Origin of the sequence: Amycolatopsis coloradensis, assembly GCF_001953865.1 — a bacterium.
Taxonomy (GTDB): domain Bacteria; phylum Actinomycetota; class Actinomycetes; order Mycobacteriales; family Pseudonocardiaceae; genus Amycolatopsis; species Amycolatopsis coloradensis.
In genome coordinates this window covers 53,154-72,924 of record NZ_MQUQ01000041.1, presented here as the reverse complement: position 1 = coordinate 72,924, position 19,771 = coordinate 53,154, and the positions used below count along the sequence as shown (strand labels likewise).

Here is a 19,771-nt window from a genome sequence, read left to right as displayed (position 1 = left end):
ACGGGTGGAGGGGCAGGCTAGGTTGCCCCGTGTGAGTCTCCTCGATGATGTGGCCGAACGCGACGGCTGGCGATGCTGGGTGTGCGACGAACCGGTCGACGCCGACATGTCGGTGAACGACCCGCGAGGGCCGAGTGTCGACAGCCGGACCGCCGACCGGAAGGCCAAGATCCCCGAGCGGCTCGCGCATCGCGGTTGCAACACCCGCAAGGGCGCGGTCAAGGTGGTCATCTCCTGGCCGGACCGCCTGCACGTGGTCGAACCCGCGCCGCTGATCACCGTCGCCGGGAGGCTGGAGCGCAAGGGAGGCCGCGAGATGGTGGCCCGGTGCCCGACGAAGCAGGACGCGCAAGAGGCGGCGGACTGGCTGGTGGACCGGTTCTCCCGGTTGGTGCCAGGGCTGCCGGTGACCGCCGCCATCGAGCCGGGTGGCGGCCAGTTCCTCGTCATCCTGGCCGCCGGCCGTCGCTGACCGGGTCACCGAAGCTCCCGTTTCTGCGGATTCCGCTGCCGGAAGCCGGAGAGAACGAAGCGGAAGCGGTCATCCTCGCCGTCTCGTGATCCACGCCCGGAACCGCTCCCCGTGGACCTCCTGAGCGGCGGCCACGACGGCGTCCGGATCCTCGGCCGGTGCCAGGCCACGTTTCCGGAGCCACTCGACGAACTCTTCGTGCGAGCCGCTGTGGCCGTCGTCTTCCTCGCGGAAGTAGTAAGCCGAGTCGTGGTCGACCATGATCTCGGCGTCGTAGCCCAGCAGCCGCAGGAAATCCTGGAAGTCGCGGGCGACGACGTGTTCACCGCCTTCGTCGCCGAAGGCCACGACAGGCAGCAGGGCGAGGTCCGTCTCGTCGGAGGATCGCCAGATCGCGTACATCGAGCCACTCCCGTTCGCCTGGGCGAAGGGAATCAACCGGGAAAGGAACTCCGGGTCGTCCAGCTCCTTGGGGAAGTGGCGTTCCTTGTCGTCGTAGTCGTACAGCTCGAAGCCGTCGGCGATGAAGTCGCGAGCCGAGTCGTAGAAGTCCTTCAGCTCGTTCAAGATGGGGATGGGGGAGTACACGCGGTCACTATAAGCGGCCCACCTCCTGGTGTACTTCGTTCAAGCCGCGCCACCGGGGCCGGTGCTGCGGTATGGCGCCGTCGCCTTTTGGGGCTTGGCTTTCGGTGGATCCCTCACCTCGTTCCCCGCCGCGGCGGCCAGGGTCACCGGGCCGAACCGCGACCCCGCTGCCGTGGATCGCGGTGGTACTGACCGCGCCGGCCTGTGCCGTGGCGGCCGTCTCCCGGCGCGAATTCCCGGCCGCCCGACGGTGCCCGAGGGAACGTGCGAACGGCCGCCGGATTGAACCGCGGGCCGAGCGGGTACCTGATCTTTCATGTGGATGGTGCTGGTGACCCCGATGCTGATCATGGCGTTCGCCCTGATCATGGAACGCGTCGAAGTGACCGTCCCCACCGGGAGACCGCGCCGGAGTGATCATCGATCGCGGCCGGCCAGGGCCGAGGCGATCAGGGCGACGGCCGGATCGTCGTCCTCGGCCAGCTGCCGCAGGGCGCCCAGTGCCAGCGGTCCCGGAAGCTCCGCCAGCGCCTGGATGACCCGAATCCGGATCGCGGAATCCGCGGGGTGCGCGGCGAGTTCGCCGGACAAAGCGGCCATGATCAGTTCCTCGACCCCGTGATTTTCCGCCAGGGCACCCAGCGCTTCCGCCGCTTCGACGTCGTTCGCGCCGTCGACCACCATGTCCACGAGGGTCGGAACGGCCGCGGTCGTGCCAGCCCTGCCCAGGGCCAGTGCGGCGTGCCGTCGCACTCTCGCGTCGGGGTCTCCGAGCGCTTCCGTGAGCGCGGCCAGCGCTTCCTTACCGGGCATCTCGGCGATCGTCAGGACCGCGCGCTGCCGGACGTCGACGTCCTCCGAACGCAGACCGGCCGCCACGCCGGCGACGCCGTCGCCACCCGCCCGCGCGAGAGCCCAGCGCAGGGCCCCGGCGACGTTCGGATCGGACTCGGTAAGCACCGCGTCGGCGAGCAGGTCGGCGGGAACCGGAATGTCGTCGGCCGGATTCAGCGCGGCCTGCTGGCGGTACGCGGCATGGGGCGAAGCGAGTCCCCGCAGAAGTTCCACGATGCGTAAGACGTCCTCCCAGTCCGAGGGCGCCGAGGCACCGACCGTGCGAAGCCGTTCGAGCAACTCCTGCTCCCGGCTCAAGCGGTCTTCGGTCCGGCGGATGAGGTCCCCGACCAGCGCGGACGGTGTGAAGGCCGGATCATCGAGGGCGCGCGAGATCTGGCGCAGCGATAACCCCAGCGACCGCAGGCACTCCACGTGGAAGATCCGGCGGATGTCCTCGGTCGAATACTCCCGGTAGCCGCCGACGGTGCGCCCGGTCGGCCGCACCAGCCCGAGGGAGTCGTAGTGACGCAGCATCCGGGTGCTCACTCCCGAATGCCGCGCCACCTCACCGATCAGCATCCCGATCCTGCTGGCCGGTGCGGACCGAGCGCCACGATCCGTTTCGCCTCGTCGGCCGTCACGTCGAAACCGGCGTCGGGATCGCGCAGGAGCCGTTCCGTGGCACGCGCGTGCGCGCGCACCATCGGGTCAGGGCTCTCCAGCCCTTTCCGCAGGGCCGCCTCGCTCGCGTCCCCCAGCGCGACGAGTGCGCGGCTGAGGCTCAGCCGCCTGTCCCGGTCGCCGCGGCCGAGCTGCGTGACCAGTTCCGAGGCCAGGCCGGCTCGGTCCTGCTCCGGCGCCAGGACGACGGCCGCGCGCCACGCACTGCGTGCGACCTCGTCGTCGGCGTCGTGCAGCAAGGACGGCGTTATCGCGGGCCAGGCGGCGCGGTCTCCGATCTTCGACAGCGTGTGCAGCGCCTGACTCCGGGCTTGAGCAGGCTGGGAACGAAGCTCGGCGAGGAGCCTTGGCACCGTGACCCGCGGTGGGAGGCGGGTCAGGGCCCAGGTGAGCATGTCGCGAACGAAGAAGTCCGGCTCGACCGCGCAGCGCGCGACGAGCGCGTCGACGAAGCCGGGATCGGGCCGGGTCCCGGCCGCCAGTGCGGCTTTGAGCCGTGTCGACGAGTCCTCGGCGCTCAGCGCGTCGAGTAGCGGCCTGCTCGGTGAATCCGTGGTCGGGTTCATGGGAACCACCTCCTGCGCTTCAGTGAAGACCTTGTCACGGTGTCAAGGTCAACTGCCCTTCGGCCGTGACGCCGATCTCTTTTCGGTGAATCCACTGTGGACGCCTTCGCCGCTTATAGGGTTCAGGGATGAGCCAGTCGATCCCGTTCGCCGATCCCAACTTCAAACTCGCCGTCGTCCAGGAACTGATGTACGTCCAGGACCTCCTGCCGAAGTTCGACCTGCGGGCATTCGCCGCCGAGCAGGGCTTCACCTTCGATGGCGGGAGCGTCGAGGCGGTACCTGAGGCCCTGGCCTACTTCGAGGCGCTCGAGGTCCCCGTCGGGCTCGCGGAGAAGATCACCGAGATCGAGATGGACGGCGGCAACGAGATCTACCTGGAGATCGCGCCGAACTGGGACGGCGAGGACGGGCTGTTCGACGTCGACGAGTTCGCCGACTTGCGGCACTTTCCGAAGCTGAAGTCGATGACGTTGTTCTACACGGGCAACGAGGAGGCGCTCGAGACGCTGCGTGCCCGCGGCATCGAGGCAGACTGGCTCTGACCCGGCGGCTTCCTCCCAAAATTCGCAACGCCTACTGCGTCCGCCGCGCACTGCCTTAAGTCCCCGGCATGTCCTCCTCGCGCCGCGGCGAAGTCGCCGCGGCGGTCCGGGCGACTCAGCCGAGTTGAGCTAGCGGAGCGGGAAGTCGGCTCCGTGTTCCTCCTTCGGGCGCGGGCCGTGGATGCGCCGCTCGATCTCGGGGAAGGCGACGTCGTTGATGCTCGCCTCACGACGGCTCATGAGACCGTGTTCGTCGAACTCCCACAGTTCGTTGCCGTAGCTGCGCCACCACTGTCCGGCGTGGTCGTGCCATTCGTACTGGAACCGGACGGCGATCCGGTCCTCGGTGAACGCCCAGAGGTTCTTGCGCAGCGCGTAGTCCAGTTCCCGCTCCCACTTCCCGGTCAGGAACGTGACGATCTCCTCCCGGCCGCGGACGAACGTATCCCGGTTACGCCATACCGAGTCCGGCGTGTACGCCGACGCCACCCGGCGGGGGTCGCGGGTGTTCCAGGCGTCCTCGGCCGCTTGGACTTTCCGCAGCGCCGTCTCGCGGGTGAACGGCGGACAGGGCGGGCGCTCTTCCGGCATCTTCGACCTCCTCGGATAGAGAACGAGCGTTCTCTACGCTCTGGCGCCTACAGTAGGGAACGATCGTTCTCGACGTCAAGGAGTTCCGATGCCCGCCGCCGTCACCGACGAGCAGAACCGCTCGGACCGCGAGACCCTGCTCGACGCCGCCGAGAATCTCTTCTACGAGAACGGCATCCAGGCGGTCGGCATGGACAAGCTCCGCGCGGCGTCCGGCCTCTCCTTGAAGCGGATCTACCGGTTCTTCGAAACCAAGGAAACCCTCGTGGTGGCGATGCTCAGACGTCGTGACCAGCGCTGGCGGCGCAGCCTGGCGGCCTATGTGGACCAGGTCGCGGATCCCCGTGAGCGGGTGCTGTCGATCTTCGACTGGCTCGCCGAATGGTTCGCCGAACCCGGTTTTCGCGGCTGTGCCTGGATCAACGCCCATGGCGAATTCGCGCCCTCGTCAGAGGCGGTACTGGCCGAAGTGCGGACACACAAACGGGCGTTCCGCGAGCAGATCGAGACCTGGGTGCTGGCCGCCGGGGCGACGGTGACCGAACCGGTCTACCTGCTCGCCGAAGGAGCCATCGTGACGGCGGGCATCAACGGCGACCCGGCGCCGGCGCGTCAGGCGCGTGAGGCTGTCGCGGCACTGCTCGGCAGTTCGTGCGCTGAGGTCACCGGGGTTTGAGCTGATCGCCACCGTGGTACTGACGAAGTTCATCGCTGTCCCGTTTTGGAGGCTGTCAGTGCAAATCCAAGTCAACACCGATCACAAGATCCCCGGTGGAGAGAAACTGGCCGACTATGTGACCGCCGACCTGGAGAACAGCCTGTCCCGGTTCGGCGGATGGTTGACCCGGGTGGAGGTGCACCTCAGTGAAGACGGCGGGGGCAAGCCGGAGGACAAGAAGTGCGTGATCGAAGCGCGGCCCGGCGGTAAGGAACCGGTCGCGGTCACCCACCATGCGAGCACCGTGGACGGTGCCTACGCCGGGGCGGCACACAAACTGGTGCGAGTGCTGGATTCCCGGCACAGCCGCGCCCATGACCACAAGGGCAGTGACAGTATCCGTCACATGTCAGGGCCGGAGGATCCGGAGCAGGTGGGTGTGCTCGGGGACGAGACCGCTGATTTGATCGAGGCGGAGCGCAACCGCGAAGCGACGTGAGGGACTGTGTGGATTTCGGGTCATCCAGCGACCCGAAATCCACACGGTGAGGAGCGATCCGGCGCGGCCGCACGTGTTCCAGTCGTTCATCGGCGTACCCGACGAGGTTCTTGGCCGCGCGGCGCGGCCCGTCCAGTACGAGGGTGATGACACCGTCGGCCTCGGCCCGCCAAGCGGGGCGGTCGTGGGCCGCACCGAATGCCCTGCAGTGCCATCATGACCGTGCCGGAATCGATGTCGCGGTGGAAGGCGCCGTCAGTGGCGAAAGGACGTCACGACGTCAAGTCCGGTCCGCGCCTTCCTTGTGCTGGGTCAGGGTGCGGCCGACGGAAGGTCCATGATGCCGGTGGCTTGCGACCAGGCACAACGCCACGTGCCGTCGGCATTGGTGTAGACGTCGGTGTGCCAGGCCTCGTGCCGCGGGATGTCCGNNCGACGATGGCGTCCACGTCGCCGGTCAGCGCCAGTTCCCGGTAGGCGACCCGGCCGGTGGTGAGGAGATCCAGGTATTCGGCCTTCGTCCACACGGTGCCGGTCGGGTTGCACAACCGGTACTCCGCGGCGTGCAAGCGGTCGTAGGTGCCGCGATCCACGTCGAGGAGACACTGGATCCGATCCTGCTCAGCCTTGATCACTTGGTCGGCCACGTCGTCGGTCATACCCGCTCCTGCTCACTCGTTCGGTTCTGGCCATGGTCACCCTGCTCGCCGAATTCACCACTTATCTCGATCACGAAGACGCCGATCTGGTCGGCTACCGGCAACACGCGGTCTGGCTCTCCCGTGACGAGGTCGCGGACCTGATCGACGGTCGGCGCGCGGCGATCCTTCCGCACCTGCGCAACCCGGCCCGCGCGCGGCGGCCAGGCCGACACATAGGCGTCAGGGACGCAGCGGACGGACGAACACGGGCTCGCCGTAGTGGGTACGTTCTGTGCCGTGAAACCCGCAGCGGCGCCAGAAACCTTCGGCGCCGCCACCCTCGACCGGTACGACGCTGGTCTCCAGAGAGCGCCATCCGCCCTGGTACAGCTCGTCCGCCAGCAGCTCGACGGCACGGCTGCCGATCCCGCGGCCCTGGTGATCCGCGTCGACCATGAACCGGACCAGGTGCGGGGTCCCGCTCTCGACCTCGACAAGCAGGACGCCGACCGGCTTGTCGTCGAGGTAGATGGCTCGCAGTATCGCGTCCGGCTCGTAGTTGCCCTCGGCGATGGTGTAGGCCGCCGGCGCGACGAGATGGTGCTGGTCCTCGGCCAGACGGAGCTCACACACCGCGCGGACGTTCTCACGCGACAGTGGCTGTAGCAACACGGTCATCGCTCGAATGTATTACAGCCGGACGGCGCGGCAATGCTCCTTTGGTCGTAGGGAAAGTTGCCCGGCCACAGCTCTCGTCAAGGCGTGGGGGCCATGACGCGGGCGTTGTCGAGGACCAGCGGTCGCCACTCGGCGGCGCCGGTCCGGCCGTGGCCAGGGTCGACACCGGTGAACACGCGTCCTCCGACCCGCACCCGCACGTGGCGGGCGTGCCAATCGACCGCCGTGCGTTGCCGGATCCGCCCGGTGCACCGCCAGGTCCGATCGGTGAACCGCACGACCGTGGAGTGCCCGTGGATCTGGCCGAAGGGGACGACACCGCGATGGCCCATCCAGGGTTCGTGCAGTGCCGCGCCCGATTCGGCCCACAAAGGACCCGCGTTGCCGTCGCGGCCGTGTTCACCGACTTCCCAGATCAACTCCGGGCGCTCGTTCAGCGACGCCGCGGCTTCGGCCGCCGACAGCGGTTCTCCCAGTCGCTGCCAGCAGGCGAGCGTCAAACCCGCGTGGGTGACCAGCAGTTCTTCGCCCTCGGCGGTGCGGACGGCCTCGGCCACCCGCAACCGTCCGTCGGCCCACCACTGCCGCAGCCGGGCCACGTCGGCCTCCGCGAGAGGCTCGCGCCAGAAGACGGTGCCGCCGGGCAGGTACTGCGCTTCGTGGTTCCCGGCGAGCTGGATCCATCGCCGCGCGTCCAGCAGTTCCGCCACGATGTCGAGCACCGCCGCGCTGTCCGGCCCGCGATCGACGAGATCGCCGACCTGGATCACGGTGAGATCCGGCGGAAGTCCTCCTTCGGCGGCGCCGAGCCGGGCCAGGGCCCGGAGCAGCTGATCCGGATGCCCGCCGACATCGCCGATGATGGCGACTCTTTCCATGGCCACTCCCGAGACAGTCGTGTCAGGAACCAGGCTACGGATTTTCGGGCAGGCTCGGACGTCGGGCGATGCCGGCGCCTACTCCTGCGAATCAGCGAGCAGTTTCAGCGCGAGGGCTTTGAGTTCCGGACTCGCCGTCGCGGCATTGCCCGAATCGAAGGGCGGCCGCGGGTCGTATTCGACGGCGAGCTGGATACCTCTGGCGGTCTCCTCGCCTGCCAAAAGGGACGCGAGATAGAGCGCGAGGTCGATACCGGCGGATACGCCTGCCGCGGTGATCACCTTGCCGACCTGGACGTACCGCTCGGGTACGTAGCGCACGCCGAAGGTCTTCTCCAGGTAGTCCGCCGAGGCCCAGTACGTGGTGGCCCGGTCGCGGAGCAACCCGGCCGCGCCGAGGATCAGTGTTCCGGTGCACACCGCCGTGGTCCAGGTCGTGTGCCGGTGGATCCGGCGGATCCAGTCGAGCAGTACCGGGTTCTCCATGGCGGCGACCGTGCCGCGGTTGCCCGCGCCCGGAACCAGCAGCACGTCCAGGCGGTTCACCTCGGCCACCGACCGTTCCGCCAGCACCGCGACGTCCCGGGTGTCGGTGCGCACCGGGCCGCGGTGCTGGGCGATCATCGTCACGGTCGCGCCGGGCAGCCGGGACAGCACCTCGGCCGGGCCGGTCGGATCAAGCAGGCTGAAGCCGTCATAGAGCAGGATGCCGATCCTCAACCCCTTGGTCTCCGCCTGAGCCGGACCGGTGGCGAGGCCGAACGCCGCAGCTGCCGCGACGCCGGTCAATACCGTCCTGCGCGTGGTCTTCGCACTCTTCATGCCACGAAATTCTGGAGTGCTCAGGTCCCGATCGGAGGTGGCATGTCCGTCATCCTGCGAAGCGTGTCCCCGGTGAGCCCATAGTGGTGGCGGAACGCCGTTCGCAGGGTTTCCGCCGACGCGAACCCGCATCGCCGCGCGACCGCGGAGAGCGGCAACGCGGTGGACCGCACCAGATGGGCGGCGGCTTCGGTCCGGGCCGTCCGCACGGTTCGAGCCGGGGTGCTGCCCAACTGCGCGGTGAACAACCGGTTGAGGTGCCGGGTGGTGACCCCGGCTCGCGCCGCCAGCGCCGGCGGGCTCAGGTCTTCGGCGAGATGCGCGACGATGTACCCCAGCAGGTCACGGACGACCCGGTTGTCCGGCGGCGGAGCGGCCAGGAACGTGCTGATCTGTGCCTGGTCGGCCGGGCGGTGCAGATAAGTCACCAGCTCGCGGGCGACCTCGCGGGCCAGCGTCGGACCGTGGTCGTCTTCGATCAACGCGAGCGTGAGATCCAGCGCGCTGACGACCCCCGCCGAGGTGAAGACGTTGCCGTCGCGGATGTAGAGCGGGGCGGAATCCACCGTCACCGCGGGAAAGGCCGTGGCGAGCAGCTCGCCGTATCCCCAATGGGTGGTGACCCGCCGGTTGTCGAGCAACCCGGCGGCCGCCAGCACGAACGCACCCGTGCACACCGAGGCGACCCGCCTGCTCCGTCCGGCCAGCCGCCGCACCTGCGTCAGCAAGCGCTCGTCCGCCGCGGCCGCCTCCGTTCCCGCGCCCCCGACCACGAGCATCGTGTCCGTCCGCCCGGACACCTCGGCCAGCCGCCGGGCGCCGGCGAGCATGATTCCCGACGAACTCCGCGTCGTCCGCCCGTGAACCGTGGCCAGCTCGACGACATAAGGCGGTGCGGCGCCGTGCGAGTTCGCGATCTCCAATGCCCCGCTGGGGCAGGCGACGTCGATGATCTGCGCGTCGTCGAACGCGACGATCACCACGCGGCGCGCCGGTTCCGCTTCAGCTCCCACACGGAGAATCTACCGGCCGGGCCCGGGGCCGAACTTGTCTGGCGTCACCACACGCGGGGACGGAGAGCCCGTGTGAGTCGCCGGACAGGATATCGGCCGAGGATCGCCGCGAACTCGCGAGTTCCGTCATGTCCGTCATGGGAGGATCCGAAACGCGAATGACCGCGAGCAGGAGCGATCGCCTTCCCGATCCGCACCATGACCAGTAACGGGGAGCGGGAGTTCCCGCCCGCTTTCCTGTGCCGGTGCCTGCGCTTGAAGAGTGCTGTGGCGACCCGCGGTTGCCACGGCCACACCTGGCCGCGCTCGACAAGGTCTAGACAGCGGCGGCGTGCTTCCCGCGAGGGACGTCGTCGGCCGCCTGGTCGAGGATGCGGTTCGCGACCCGCTCGAGCGCCGCGTACAGGTCTTCGTGGCCCTCCGTGCCCCAGTCCTGGAGCCGTTCGGCGAGCCAGTCCTTCCAGGCTTGGATGAGTTTGCCGAGTTCCGCCCGGCCCGCCTCGGTCGTCGCCCAGCCGCCACGCTGGTAAGTCAGGTGCCCGGTCAGTTCCAGCTTCGCGAAGGCCGGTTCGAAGACCTCGGGCGGGATGCCGTGGCGCTCACCGATCGCCGTCAGCGACGTCGGCTTGTCCCGCCGTTCCCGCAGCCGCACCTGTCCCACGCACCACAGCCCGCCGCGGTCCAGTTCGCAGCCGGAGCGTGCCGCGATCCTGGCTGTGGCGGCCCGCCCTTCGCGGGCCAGCAGCCTGCCGACGGCGCGTTCGAGATCCTGGTCGCGGTCGCTCGGATCCGGCATCGCGAAGCCGTCGCCGATGTCCTGGGCACCGGCCCGCGCGGTGTCCCGCAGCGGAACCTCCTTGAGGAAGAACGCCAGCACCAGGGCCAGGAGCCCGACAGGCGAGGCGTAGAGGAACACCGAGTGCAGGGAATCGCTGTATGCCTGGACGTAGGGGAGCGACACCGATTCGGGCAGTTGGTGCAGCCCGCTCGGTATTTGCACGATCCGCGGGTCGACCCCCGGCGGCAGCGGGTGTTCCGCGGTCGCCTTCGCCATGTTCGGCGCCAGCTGGTTGGCGTAGATGGTGCCGAAGATCGCCGCGCCGAACGAGGAGCCCATGGACCGGAGGAACGTCACCCCGGAAGTCGCCACGCCGAGGTCACGGTAGTCGGCGGTGTTCTGCACGACGATGACGAGGACCTGCATGCTCAGCCCGATCCCCGAGCCGAGCACGGCGAAGTAGAGCGACATCTCCCAGAACCCGGTCGTCGGCGTCAGCCGGGAAAGCAGGTACAGGCCGAGCGTCAGCCCGGCCCCGCCGAGGATCGGAAAGATCTTGTACCGCCCCGTTTTGCCGACCAGGTTGCCCGCGATGACGCCCGCGACCAGGAGGGCGATCACCATCGGCAGCATCCGGACGCCCGAATCGGTCGCCGAGATCCCGTGCACGTACTGCAGGTAGGTCGGCAGGTACGACAGCGCGCCGAGCATCGCGAACCCGACGACGAAGCTCAGGACGGCCGAGACCGAGAACACCGGATTCCGGAACAGCCGCATCGGCAGGGTCGGTTCCTTCGCCCGTTTCTCCGCGAAGACGAACAGCACCAGCAGGATCACCGAGCCGATCGACATCCCGATGATCGTCGGCGAGTCCCAGGCGTACTGCGTGCCTCCCCAGCTGGTGACGAGGGTGAGCCCGGTCGCGGCGAGCCCGATCAGCGCGATGCCGAGGTAGTCGATCACCGGTTTGGCGACCGCCTTGACCGACGGCATCACGCTCGCCGTCACGATCAGCACGAGCACCGCCACGGGGATGTTGACGTAGAACGCCCAACGCCACGAGAGGTGGTCCACGAACAGCCCGCCCAGCATCGGTCCGAGCACCGTGACGACGCCGAAGACCGAACCGAGCACACCCTGGTACTTGCCGCGCTCACGCAGTGGGACCACGTCGGCGACGAGCGCCGTCGCCGTGACCATCAGGCCGCCCGCACCGAGGCCCTGGACGGCCCGCGCGACGATCAGCCAGATCATGTCGTCCGCGAACCCGCAGAAGAACGACCCGCCGGTGAACACGATTACCGACAGCTGGAACATCAGCTTCCGGCCGAACAGGTCACCGAGCTTCCCCACGACGGCGGTCATGATCGTCTCGGCGAGCAGATAGGAGGTGATCACCCACGAGAGATGCCCGGCACCACCGAGGTCGCCGACGATCGTCGGCAACGCGGTACCCACGATCGTCTGGTCCAGCGCGGCGAGCAGCATGCCGAGCAGGACCGCCGCGAAGATCGCGTTCACCTGCTTGCGGCTCAGCTCGGGCGGGGTGCCACCCGGCCGGACGGCGTCCACGATCGTGGCCATCGAACCTCCCTTGCGTCAGGCTCAAACCTAGGTGCCCCACGTGGCTTGCTCCACTGTGGACGATCACTCGTTCCGGTGATCCGCGCGGCGACGACCACTGGGATCCAGTCCGACCACCGGATCCGCGGAGACCCGAACTGATCGACAGGTTCGAGACCGATGCCGGGATGACGCCCGCGGGTGACGCCTATGGCGGTCTCGTCCCGCAATTCTTCCGATTCGGCCCGATGGGGACCATGTTCACGGTCGGCCCGCCTACTGTGGTGCGCGGGTGGCGGTCTCGCGTGATCAGCGGGACGACACGCGTGACGGGATGGACGACACGCGTGTCCAGCACGCGTGTCGTCCGTCTGATCACATGGAGTTGCCCCCGGATGCCGGACACGGGGTTTTCACGCGGCTTGTTGGTGAGTGTAGCTGGTTCGGGTTTGGTGGGGTGTTCGGTGACCGACTGTCGAATGTAGACGGTCGTGGTTGTAGTAGTGGAGGTAGCGGAATATGTCGTGTCGTGCCTGGTCGCGGGTGGGCCAGATGGTGGTGTCGATCTCGGTTTTGAGGGTGGCGAAGAACGACTCGGCGACGGCGTTGTCGTAGCAGGATCCGACTCGTCCGATCGAGGGCTGGATCCGGGACTCGCTCAGCGCGGTGCGGAACTGGGCCGAGGTGTACTGGACGCCGCGGTCGGAGTGGAAGACCGCGTCGGGGCGGATCAGGCCGCGTGCGGTGGCCAGGGCGATCGCGTCGCAGACCAGGTCGGCGCGCAGGTGCTCGGCCATCGCGTGCCCGACGATCTCGCGGTTGTGCAGGTCGATCACCGTGGCCAGGTAAAGCCAGCCCTGGAACGTGGGCAGGTAGGTGATGTCCCCGACGAACCGCTGCCCTGGCTCCTGGGCGGTGAAATCACGGCGGATCACGTCCGCCACCGGTGGCACCGGGGTGGTGGCGGGTCTGGTCAAGCTCCGGCGTTTGCGGCGGGTGATCCCGGCCAGGCCCTGCTCCCGCATGAGCCGTTCCACCCGCTTGTGGTTCACCACGCGTCCGCGCCGACGCAGCTCCGCGGTGATCCGGGGCCGCCCATAAGCGCCCCGGTGCTGCGCGTGGATCGAGGCGATCACCGCTATCAGCTCCCGCTCCTGTTCCGCCGCGGCCTCCCGGGCCGCCCCGGCGGCGGCCCACTCGTGGAAACCCTGCCGGCGCAGACCCAGGACCTGGCACAACCGCTTCACACCGAACTCGGCGCGATGCTCGGAGATGAACCGGTAGCGGTAGATCATCGATCCATCTCTGTGGCAAAATAGGCGGCCGCTTTACGCAGGATCTCCTTCTCTTTCTGCAGCTCAGCGACCTGCTTCCGCAACCGCCGCACCTCATCGGCGACCGCCGGATCCTCCACCGGCCCGGCTTCAGCGGCTCGTTTGGCGGTGTTCACCCACGACCGCAAGGTCTCATGGTTGACACCCAGCTCACGGGCGATCTGACGCAACGGCCTGTCACTCATGTTGACCAACTCGATCGCGTCACGACGAAACTGCTCCGGATACTTCGACCTGCGAGACACGCAAGACATCCTCCCTCCAGACCAGCGTCTGGAATCAAGGTGTCCGCATCACGGGGGCAACTCCACACGCGTGATGGGGCGGACGACACGCGTGATGGGGCGGACGACACGCGTGATAAGGCGGCTCGCCGCGTCACATCAGCAGTAGCGGCAAGGTGTTCATCGCGGTGTGCGCGGCGATCGGGGCCCACAGGTTGCGGTAGCGCGACCACAGGTAGCCGGTGAACAGGCCGAAGAACCCTTGGAACGCGACGATCGCGCCCAAGGTCAGCGGGAGTGCTCCCTGGCCGTGTGTCGGCAGGTGCAGCCACGCGAACAGCAGTGACGCCAGCAGGATCCCGGGCCAGCGACCGAAAAGCGCTTCCAAACGGGTTTGCAGCATGCCGCGGAAGAAGACCTCTTCGAGTACGTTCGCGGTGAAGAAGGTCAGCGTCGCGCCCACCGCGAGATACACCGGGTCGGGATAGTCCTCGGCGGTGGGAAGCGGCGGCGCGAACGGTCCCAGGACGGACAGCCAGCCGAACACCAGCACCGCCGGAACCGGTGCGAGCCATTGCCAAGTCCGGCGCGGCCGCCACGTGAGCCGGAACGGATCCGGTTCCCCCGGGGTGCGCAGGATTCGCAAGAGAACCAGTGGCAGCACCAGGAACACGAGCGGTTTCGCGAGCGCCCAGATGTCGCGGATCAGCGCCTGATGTCCCGCCGCTGACACCAGGAACAACGCCAGTGGCCACAAGAAGGCGATGAGCGCCAAGGCCGTCGCCTGCCTGCTCAGTCCGCGCCGGTCGGTCGTCTCGGGGAGCAGACCGGGTGCTTGGAGCGGGATCGCGCGGACCAGCAGGATCCCGGCCACCGCGGGAATCAGGGCGCCCGCGAGGGAAAGCTCCTTGTCCGAATCGGCGGACGGTTTGATCGTGTCGTGCCCGGTCGCCAGCAGCAGTGCGGGCGCGGCGGCGAAAACCACGACGCCGCCGACAAGGATTCCCCAGGCGGCGCCCGGGCGGGTGCCGGTTTTTTCCATCACCGGGAAAGGATCATCGAAGCGGTGCCCGCCCGCGTCATCCTTTCGGACGACATCGGCTCTTCCTTTCGGCCGGACCTCAGCCGACCGTGATGACCTTTTCCAGGCTGCGTATGCACAACGTGAGCGCTTCGTGCTTCGGGGTCTTCTCCCGGACCATCTCCCAAGCCGTGTAGAGCAAGCTCCACAGCAGCTGCTGCACCCATTCCTTCGTCATCGCCGGGTCGACCGACCCTTCGCGATGCCCGCGTTCGATGAGCCCGAGCAGGACGCGGTCGTCCTCGCTCTCCTCTTTCCATTCGGGGCGGGTCATCAGATCCGGCATCGTGAACAGCAACTGGAAGACGTCGGCGTGCTCGAAGTACTCCTGGCAAAGCCGCGCCAGTGCCACCGGGACCGGGCCGTCGTCGATGCGGGCTCGTTCGGTGCTCCGGGAGATCTTGTCGAGAGCGTCGAGGCTGATGGCGTCGATGAGGTCCGACCGCTCCGGGAAGTAGCGGTGCACCGTGGTCCGCCCGACGTCCGCGGCCGCCGCGATGTCGGCGAGCGTCGCGCTCGGTTGCTTCGTCAGCTTCTCGATGGCCGCGTCCAGGATCGCGCGCCGGGTCCTCGCCCGGACACCCGTCTCGGTGACCACACCCTCACTCATGGCCGGTACCGTACCTCGCTCCCCGATATGGAACTCGCTTGACGAGTTTAGAACACGTGTGTTCCATTGGGAACCATGGATACTCCACGATTGAAGGTGCTGTGGTCGTTCGCGCGGCCACACAAGGGGGCACTCGCGATCGGCCTGGTACTCGCCCTGCTCGGCTCCGCGACCGGTCTCGCCACGCCCATGGTCACGAAGTGGGTGCTCGACTCGCTCGGGTCATCGACATCGCTGGCCGGACCCGTGCTGGCACTGCTCGGCCTGATGCTGGTGGGCTCGGTGATCTGGCTGACGCAGTGGATCCTGCTCGGCACGGTCGGCGAGCGGGTGGTGCTGAAGGCGCGGGAATCGATGGTGCGGCGCTTCTTCCGCGCGACGATCCCGGCCATCACGAAACGGCCGACGGGGGAACTGGTCACTCGCGTCACTTCGGACACGGTGCTGCTGCGCGAGGCGGCCTCGTCCAGCGTGATCGGCCTGATCAACGGGGTGGTGATGCTCATCGGCACCCTGGTGCTGATGAGCGTGCTCGACCCGGTGCTGCTGGCGACCACGGTCGGGGCCGTGGTCGTGGTGGTCGCGCTGTTCGCCTGGCTCATGCCGGCCATCGCGAAGGAACAGGAGAAGGCGCAGGACCGGGTCGGCAAGCTCGGCGGCGTGCTGGAAGGCGCGCTGCGGGCGATCCGCACGGTCAAGGCCAGCCGTGCCGAAGGCCGTCAATCCGACCGGATCCTGGTCGACGCGGAGGCGGCCGCCGTCCACGGCGTCCGCGCGGTGCGGCGGCAGGCCACCGCCTGGGTGGTGGCGTGGTCGGGTATCCAGGGCGCGATCCTGGTCATCCTCGGTCTCGGTGCCTGGCGGGTCGACGCGGGGCTGCTCGAGGTGTCGAGCCTGATCGCGTTCCTGCTGTACGCGTTCGCGCTGATGGAACCGATCACCGAACTGAGCCAGAACATGACCGCGTTGCAGGCGGGGATCGCCGCCGCCGGGCGGATCCGGGAGATGGACACGCTGGAGGTCGAAGAGGACAAGGCGTCCACGACGCCGGAAGCGGCGGTGGATCAGGACGGGCCGGTGCTCGAACTGCGCGGGGTCACCGCGGGCTACGGCGGCGATCCGGCGCTGCGGGACGTCTCGCTGAAGATCCCGAGACGCGGCCACACCGCGATCGTCGGACCATCCGGCGCGGGCAAGACCACGATGCTGTCGCTGATCATGCGGTTCGTCCAGCCGCAGTCGGGTTCGCTGCTGCTGGACGGGCGTGAGTACGCGGACCTGCCGTACGCGGACGTGCGGACGCGGCTGGCCTACGTCGAACAGGAGACGCCGATCGTGCCGGGCACGATCCGGGAGAACCTGCTCTTCACCCATCCGGACGCGACCGAGGAGGAGGTACTGCGAGCACTCGGCGAAGTCCGGCTGAGTGACAAGATCGCCGCACTCGGCGACGGCCTGGACACACCGCTGTCGTCGACGTCGGTGTCCGGCGGGGAACGCCAGCGGATCGCGCTGGCGAGGGCGATCCTGCGCACGCCGGACGTGGTCCTGCTGGACGAGGCGACCGCGCAGGTGGACGGCCGGACCGAGAGCGCGATCCACGACTGCATCCGGCGGCGGGCCCGCGAGGGCGCCGTGGTCACCGTGGCGCACCGGCTGTCGACGGTCATCGACGCGGACACCATCGTGGTGATGGAGGACGGCCGGGTGCGGGCCAGCGGTAGTCACGACCAGCTGCTCGCCACCGACACCCTGTACCGGGAACTGGTGGAGGCACTGCGGATCGCGGGGGAGGGCGCACCCGTCCCCGGCTGATCTCAGATGCGCGGTGATCAGGTCCGCCCGGCGGGCGGGGACCCCACCGCGGAGCCACGCGCCCATCCGGCGCCGCGCCTCCTGGCAACACGGCGTTCCCGCCCCGGGCGAGCCGCCTTCGGCCTCGGTCCGCCACAACACGGTCCGCCAGCGCCCGGGCAGTGCGCAGTAGGCGGCCCACGCCAGGCGGGCGTTCGAGCGGAGGATGAGGAGTTCTTCCGCGCCCACGGCTCCGGCGGCCACTTCGGTCGCCGGGGTCATGCCGTACAACTCGACCCGTTCGTGGTGGTGACTTCCTTTGGCCACCAGTTCCGCATGGTGACCGCGAGATAAGCCCGCAGGTTGTCCCGGGGTCGCCCCCGGCGCGGATGACGCCCAGGACGCGCAGCGCTTCGCCGGCGACGATGTCACACCCCGCGCGCGTCAGTCTCCCGGCAGCTCCGGCAGCGCCAGGTGCTCGCGCAGCGTCGTGCCTTCGTAGGCGGTGCGGTAGATCCCCCGGTCCTGGAGTTCCGGCACCAGCTTGTCGACGATGTCGTCCAGCGCGGCGGGAACCAGATGAGGGCTGATGTTGAAGCCGTCTACGGCGCGGTTCCGGACGTAACGCGCCCACTCGTCGGCGATCTGCCCCGGCGTGCCGACGAAGGAGTGCTCGCGCGGCTGGACTTCGAGAACCAGTTGGTGGATCGAGAGGTTCTTGCTTTCGGCGAGTTCGCGCCACTGCCGGATGCGGTCGAGCTTGCCGGTGCGATGTTCGACGGAGAGGGTGCCGCGTGAGGGATCCAGTTCCTCCTCGGTCGGCTCGACGTCCGGCAGCGGTCCGTGTGGATCGTAGGCGGACAGATCCCGGCCCCAGTACTGCTCCAGGAACGAGATGGCGCGCTGCGGGTTGAGCTGCCGCAGCCGGATGTCCTCGCTGCGTTCGGCCGCGTCGGCCGGGGTGTCACCGAGGACCACCGTGGCACCGGGCAGGATCCGGACGGCGTCGGCGGGGCGTCCGTGCTTGGCCAGCCGCGCCCGGAGATCGGTGGCGTAGGCGATCGCCTTGTCGTACGCGGTGTTGGCGGAGAAGACGACGTCGGCGTGCTTCGCGGCGAGTTCGCGTCCGCCGGGGGAATCGCCGGCTTGGAACAGCACCGGCCGTCCCTGCGGACTGCGGGGGACCGTCGGCGCGGCACGCAGCCGGACGAGGTCGGTGCGCCGGTCGACCACGTCGCCGCCCGACCACAGGGCCGACGCGGCCTCGACGAACTGGTCCGCCCGGTCGTAGCGGAGTTCGTGGTCGAGCCAGCCGCCCCGGCGGAAGTTGGCGCCCGTCCAGGCGTTGTCGGTGGTGACGACGTTCCAGCCGGCCCGGCCACCGGACAGAAAGTCCAGTGTGGACAGACGGCGGGCGAGCTCGGCGGGGAAGTTGTAGGTGGTGTTCTGGGTGGCCACCAGTCCGATGTGGGTGGTGGCGGCGGCGAGTGCCGCCAGCTGCGTGATCGCGTCCGGCCGCCCGGCGACGTCGAGCGCGAGGATCCGCCCCCGGTTCTCGCGGACGCGCTGGCCGTCGCCGAGGAAGAACGCGTCGAACAGGCCGCGTTCCAGGGTCCGTGCCACCGAGACGTAGGTTTCGATCTCGGTGTGCGCCCCGTTCGACGGGTCGTCCCACAGGTATTGGGCGCCGACGCCGACGTAGAAGACGCCGAGGTGCAACTGCGGATCTGGTTCGCTCACGGTCATCCTCTCGAAGCGGCGAAACGGTTGACGGGGCGCGGCAGGCCGAGTGCCGTGCGCAGGGTCGTGTTCGGCTCGGGCAGGCTCAGCACGCCTTGGGCGCGGAGCTTGGGGAGCACGGCTTCGATCAGCAGAGGCAGATCGGTCGCCAGCACCGCCGGATGCAGGCGGACGCCGTCGACGACCGTGCCGAGCCACCCGAGCAGATCGGCGAGGCCATCGGTGGATCCGGTGTACCGCAGGCGATCGGTGCGCTCCCAGCGGATGGTCGAGTCGAGACGTCGCAGCCGGGTTTCAGCCGGGTTCTCCGCGTTCAGGAGGACCTCGACTTCGGCGAAGACCCGGGGCGTGCCGGATTCCCTTGCCCGGAGAGCCCGATGACGGAGGTCGCCGAGACCGTTTCCGCCGACCAGGACGACGTCGGGCCGTGCGTCGTCAGCCAGGTGCTCCGGGGCGATCACGACCGGCAAGCCCTGCGGTGGCCGTGGGGTGATCAGCGGGCCCTTGACCGAGAACGTCGCGCCCTCGAAGTCGACGTGGTGCACCTTGCCGGGATCCAGGTAGCGGCCGGTCGCGACGTCCTTGATGACGGCGTCGTCCTCCCACGAGTCCCAGAGCCGCCGCACCACGTCGACGACGTCGGTGATCTCCCGGCGCAGCCCTGCCGGATCCAGCGGTCCGACACCGACGGTGGCGAGGGTGCCCGGGTCGTTGGCGGCACCGACCAGCCAGGCGGCCCGGCCGTGCGACGCGTGGTCGAGGCTCGCCAGCTGGGTGGCGACGTGGAACGGCTCGGTCGTGGTCACCTGCGCGGTCGCGCCGAGGCCGATCCGGTTCGTCCGGGTGGCCACGTACGCGGCCCGGCCGAGCGCGTCCAGCCGGACGCCGCTCGGTGGTGGCAGCGGCGAATCGTCGAAGGTGACCAGGGTGAACCCCGCGATCTCGGCCGCGAGGACGAGATCGACCAGTGCGTGCGGGCCCAGCCGTTCGGCGGCCGGGCGCTCGTCATCGAGGCCCGCCGCCGGATGCGCGCCGTCGCCGTCGAGTTCGACCGCGAGCCGCACCGGGTCACCGCCTGTCCGGGAAGTCATCGCATACCGCCCCTTCGTCCAAGTCCCTTCCGAGAGTCGACGGCGGACCCGGTGTCGCGCACCTGTGTTCAGGATGTGGGAGCGGGA

General features: G+C 68.8%; 22 protein-coding genes and 1 pseudogene. 5 read left to right on the top strand and 18 right to left on the bottom strand.

Going from position 1 to position 19,771, the window contains the following annotated elements:
* The first annotated feature begins 31 nt into the window (after positions 1 to 31).
* Positions 32 to 472 carry a hypothetical protein gene (locus BS329_RS40745; RefSeq protein WP_076168842.1) on the top strand — a complete coding sequence of 147 codons (441 nt, stop codon included), beginning with the start codon at positions 32 to 34 and terminating at the stop codon, positions 470 to 472.
* Positions 473 to 541: 69 nt separating this feature from the next.
* Here the strand turns inward: BS329_RS40745 and BS329_RS40740 are convergent, their stop codons facing one another.
* The 3 genes from BS329_RS40740 to BS329_RS40730 form a co-directional block, all read right to left on the bottom strand.
* On the bottom strand, positions 542 to 1,039 hold the full coding sequence (locus BS329_RS40740) for a hypothetical protein (RefSeq protein ID WP_244197493.1): 498 nt from the start codon (positions 1,037 to 1,039) through the stop codon (positions 542 to 544).
* A 438-nt stretch (positions 1,040 to 1,477) separates the two neighbouring features.
* Entirely contained in the window at positions 1,478 to 2,476 is a 999-nt protein-coding gene (locus BS329_RS40735; protein WP_076168839.1) for a HEAT repeat domain-containing protein, read from the bottom strand.
* Positions 2,470 to 3,144, bottom strand: a complete 675-nt coding sequence (locus BS329_RS40730) for a HEAT repeat domain-containing protein (RefSeq protein ID WP_076168837.1) — start codon at positions 3,142 to 3,144, stop codon at positions 2,470 to 2,472. Before BS329_RS40730 ends, BS329_RS40735 begins: the two co-directional genes overlap by 7 nt.
* Positions 3,145 to 3,272: 128 nt before the next feature.
* Here BS329_RS40730 and BS329_RS40725 point away from each other — a divergent pair, with 128 nt between their 5' ends.
* Positions 3,273 to 3,689, top strand: coding sequence for a DUF6892 domain-containing protein (locus BS329_RS40725; protein ID WP_076168835.1), 417 nt, complete (start codon positions 3,273 to 3,275; stop codon positions 3,687 to 3,689).
* Positions 3,690 to 3,818: 129 nt separating this feature from the next.
* Here the strand turns inward: BS329_RS40725 and BS329_RS40720 are convergent, their stop codons facing one another.
* On the bottom strand, positions 3,819 to 4,280 hold the full coding sequence (locus BS329_RS40720) for a nuclear transport factor 2 family protein (RefSeq protein WP_076168833.1): 462 nt from the start codon (positions 4,278 to 4,280) through the stop codon (positions 3,819 to 3,821).
* 88 nt (positions 4,281 to 4,368) lie between these two features.
* Between BS329_RS40720 and BS329_RS40715 the strand changes: the two genes are divergently transcribed.
* Entirely contained in the window at positions 4,369 to 4,956 is a 588-nt protein-coding gene (locus BS329_RS40715) for a TetR/AcrR family transcriptional regulator (protein WP_076168832.1), read from the top strand.
* Between the two features lie 58 nt (positions 4,957 to 5,014).
* Complete coding sequence (locus BS329_RS40710; protein ID WP_076168830.1) at positions 5,015 to 5,437, top strand: HPF/RaiA family ribosome-associated protein; 423 nt, start codon at positions 5,015 to 5,017, stop codon at positions 5,435 to 5,437.
* 115 nt (positions 5,438 to 5,552) lie between these two features.
* Here BS329_RS40710 and BS329_RS45065 read toward each other — a convergent pair.
* The 12 genes and pseudogenes from BS329_RS45065 to BS329_RS40645 all read right to left on the bottom strand — a co-directional run.
* Positions 5,553 to 5,691, bottom strand: a pseudogene (locus tag BS329_RS45065) (TetR/AcrR family transcriptional regulator); the annotation flags it as partial.
* Between the two features lie 18 nt (positions 5,692 to 5,709).
* Positions 5,710 to 6,096: a nuclear transport factor 2 family protein gene (locus tag BS329_RS45445; protein WP_341866361.1), complete on the bottom strand. Its 387-nt coding sequence runs from the start codon at positions 6,094 to 6,096 to the stop codon at positions 5,710 to 5,712.
* Positions 6,093 to 6,272 carry a hypothetical protein gene (locus BS329_RS40695; RefSeq protein ID WP_076168829.1) on the bottom strand — a complete coding sequence of 60 codons (180 nt, stop codon included), beginning with the start codon at positions 6,270 to 6,272 and terminating at the stop codon, positions 6,093 to 6,095. Before BS329_RS40695 ends, BS329_RS45445 begins: the two co-directional genes overlap by 4 nt.
* 46 nt (positions 6,273 to 6,318) lie before the next feature.
* Positions 6,319 to 6,756: a GNAT family N-acetyltransferase gene (locus BS329_RS40690; RefSeq protein WP_076168827.1), complete on the bottom strand. Its 438-nt coding sequence runs from the start codon at positions 6,754 to 6,756 to the stop codon at positions 6,319 to 6,321.
* A gap of 77 nt (positions 6,757 to 6,833) precedes the next feature.
* Entirely contained in the window at positions 6,834 to 7,634 is an 801-nt protein-coding gene (locus BS329_RS40685; protein WP_076168825.1) for a metallophosphoesterase, read from the bottom strand.
* Between the two features lie 78 nt (positions 7,635 to 7,712).
* On the bottom strand, positions 7,713 to 8,456 hold the full coding sequence (locus BS329_RS40680; RefSeq protein ID WP_076168824.1) for a DJ-1/PfpI family protein: 744 nt from the start codon (positions 8,454 to 8,456) through the stop codon (positions 7,713 to 7,715).
* Between the two features lie 20 nt (positions 8,457 to 8,476).
* The gene (locus BS329_RS40675) at positions 8,477 to 9,439 is read right to left on the bottom strand and encodes a GlxA family transcriptional regulator (RefSeq protein WP_076168910.1); all 963 of its coding nucleotides are present in this window, start codon (positions 9,437 to 9,439) and stop codon (positions 8,477 to 8,479) included.
* A gap of 346 nt (positions 9,440 to 9,785) precedes the next feature.
* Positions 9,786 to 11,831, bottom strand: coding sequence for an MDR family MFS transporter (locus BS329_RS40670; protein WP_076168822.1), 2,046 nt, complete (start codon positions 11,829 to 11,831; stop codon positions 9,786 to 9,788).
* 392 nt (positions 11,832 to 12,223) lie between these two features.
* A complete protein-coding gene (locus tag BS329_RS40660; RefSeq protein ID WP_076168819.1) occupies positions 12,224 to 13,105 on the bottom strand; it encodes an IS3 family transposase in 882 nt (293 codons plus the stop codon).
* Positions 13,102 to 13,389 (bottom strand): transposase, encoded by a 288-nt coding sequence (locus BS329_RS40655; RefSeq protein WP_158075892.1) that lies wholly within the window; start codon positions 13,387 to 13,389, stop codon positions 13,102 to 13,104. Before BS329_RS40655 ends, BS329_RS40660 begins: the two co-directional genes overlap by 4 nt.
* Before the next feature lie 133 nt (positions 13,390 to 13,522).
* Positions 13,523 to 14,410, bottom strand: a complete 888-nt coding sequence (locus tag BS329_RS40650) for a CPBP family intramembrane glutamic endopeptidase (RefSeq protein ID WP_244197498.1) — start codon at positions 14,408 to 14,410, stop codon at positions 13,523 to 13,525.
* 79 nt (positions 14,411 to 14,489) lie between these two features.
* Positions 14,490 to 15,059, bottom strand: coding sequence for a TetR/AcrR family transcriptional regulator (locus BS329_RS40645; protein WP_076168815.1), 570 nt, complete (start codon positions 15,057 to 15,059; stop codon positions 14,490 to 14,492).
* Between the two features lie 75 nt (positions 15,060 to 15,134).
* Here BS329_RS40645 and BS329_RS40640 point away from each other — a divergent pair, with 75 nt between their 5' ends.
* The gene (locus BS329_RS40640) at positions 15,135 to 16,874 is read left to right on the top strand and encodes an ABC transporter ATP-binding protein (RefSeq protein ID WP_076168813.1); all 1,740 of its coding nucleotides are present in this window, start codon (positions 15,135 to 15,137) and stop codon (positions 16,872 to 16,874) included.
* A 423-nt stretch (positions 16,875 to 17,297) separates the two neighbouring features.
* Here the strand turns inward: BS329_RS40640 and BS329_RS40635 are convergent, their stop codons facing one another.
* Positions 17,298 to 18,599: an LLM class flavin-dependent oxidoreductase gene (locus tag BS329_RS40635; protein ID WP_076168812.1), complete on the bottom strand. Its 1,302-nt coding sequence runs from the start codon at positions 18,597 to 18,599 to the stop codon at positions 17,298 to 17,300.
* Positions 18,596 to 19,684 carry an LLM class flavin-dependent oxidoreductase gene (locus BS329_RS40630; protein WP_076168810.1) on the bottom strand — a complete coding sequence of 363 codons (1,089 nt, stop codon included), beginning with the start codon at positions 19,682 to 19,684 and terminating at the stop codon, positions 18,596 to 18,598. Before BS329_RS40630 ends, BS329_RS40635 begins: the two co-directional genes overlap by 4 nt.
* Between the last annotated feature and the right edge of the window lie 87 nt (positions 19,685 to 19,771).

Excerpts from the sequence above, each read along its gene's own strand:
- BS329_RS40630 (WP_076168810.1), bottom strand. The coding sequence starts at position 19,684 with ATGACTTCCCGGACAGGCGGTGACCCGGTGCGGCTCGCGGTCGAACTC.
- BS329_RS40735 (WP_076168839.1), bottom strand. The coding sequence starts at position 2,476 with ATGCTGATCGGTGAGGTGGCGCGGCATTCGGGAGTGAGCACCCGGATG.
- BS329_RS40645 (WP_076168815.1), bottom strand. The coding sequence starts at position 15,059 with ATGAGTGAGGGTGTGGTCACCGAGACGGGTGTCCGGGCGAGGACCCGG.
- BS329_RS40690 (WP_076168827.1), bottom strand. The coding sequence starts at position 6,756 with ATGACCGTGTTGCTACAGCCACTGTCGCGTGAGAACGTCCGCGCGGTG.
- BS329_RS40660 (WP_076168819.1), bottom strand. The coding sequence starts at position 13,105 with ATGATCTACCGCTACCGGTTCATCTCCGAGCATCGCGCCGAGTTCGGT.
- BS329_RS40685 (WP_076168825.1), bottom strand. The coding sequence starts at position 7,634 with ATGGAAAGAGTCGCCATCATCGGCGATGTCGGCGGGCATCCGGATCAG.
- BS329_RS40640 (WP_076168813.1), top strand. The coding sequence starts at position 15,135 with ATGGATACTCCACGATTGAAGGTGCTGTGGTCGTTCGCGCGGCCACAC.
- BS329_RS40670 (WP_076168822.1), bottom strand. The coding sequence starts at position 11,831 with ATGGCCACGATCGTGGACGCCGTCCGGCCGGGTGGCACCCCGCCCGAG.
- BS329_RS40720 (WP_076168833.1), bottom strand. The coding sequence starts at position 4,280 with ATGCCGGAAGAGCGCCCGCCCTGTCCGCCGTTCACCCGCGAGACGGCG.
- BS329_RS40650 (WP_244197498.1), bottom strand. The coding sequence starts at position 14,410 with ATGGAAAAAACCGGCACCCGCCCGGGCGCCGCCTGGGGAATCCTTGTC.
- BS329_RS40680 (WP_076168824.1), bottom strand. The coding sequence starts at position 8,456 with ATGAAGAGTGCGAAGACCACGCGCAGGACGGTATTGACCGGCGTCGCG.
- BS329_RS40725 (WP_076168835.1), top strand. The coding sequence starts at position 3,273 with ATGAGCCAGTCGATCCCGTTCGCCGATCCCAACTTCAAACTCGCCGTC.
- BS329_RS40635 (WP_076168812.1), bottom strand. The coding sequence starts at position 18,599 with ATGACCGTGAGCGAACCAGATCCGCAGTTGCACCTCGGCGTCTTCTAC.
- BS329_RS40715 (WP_076168832.1), top strand. The coding sequence starts at position 4,369 with ATGCCCGCCGCCGTCACCGACGAGCAGAACCGCTCGGACCGCGAGACC.
- BS329_RS40730 (WP_076168837.1), bottom strand. The coding sequence starts at position 3,144 with ATGAACCCGACCACGGATTCACCGAGCAGGCCGCTACTCGACGCGCTG.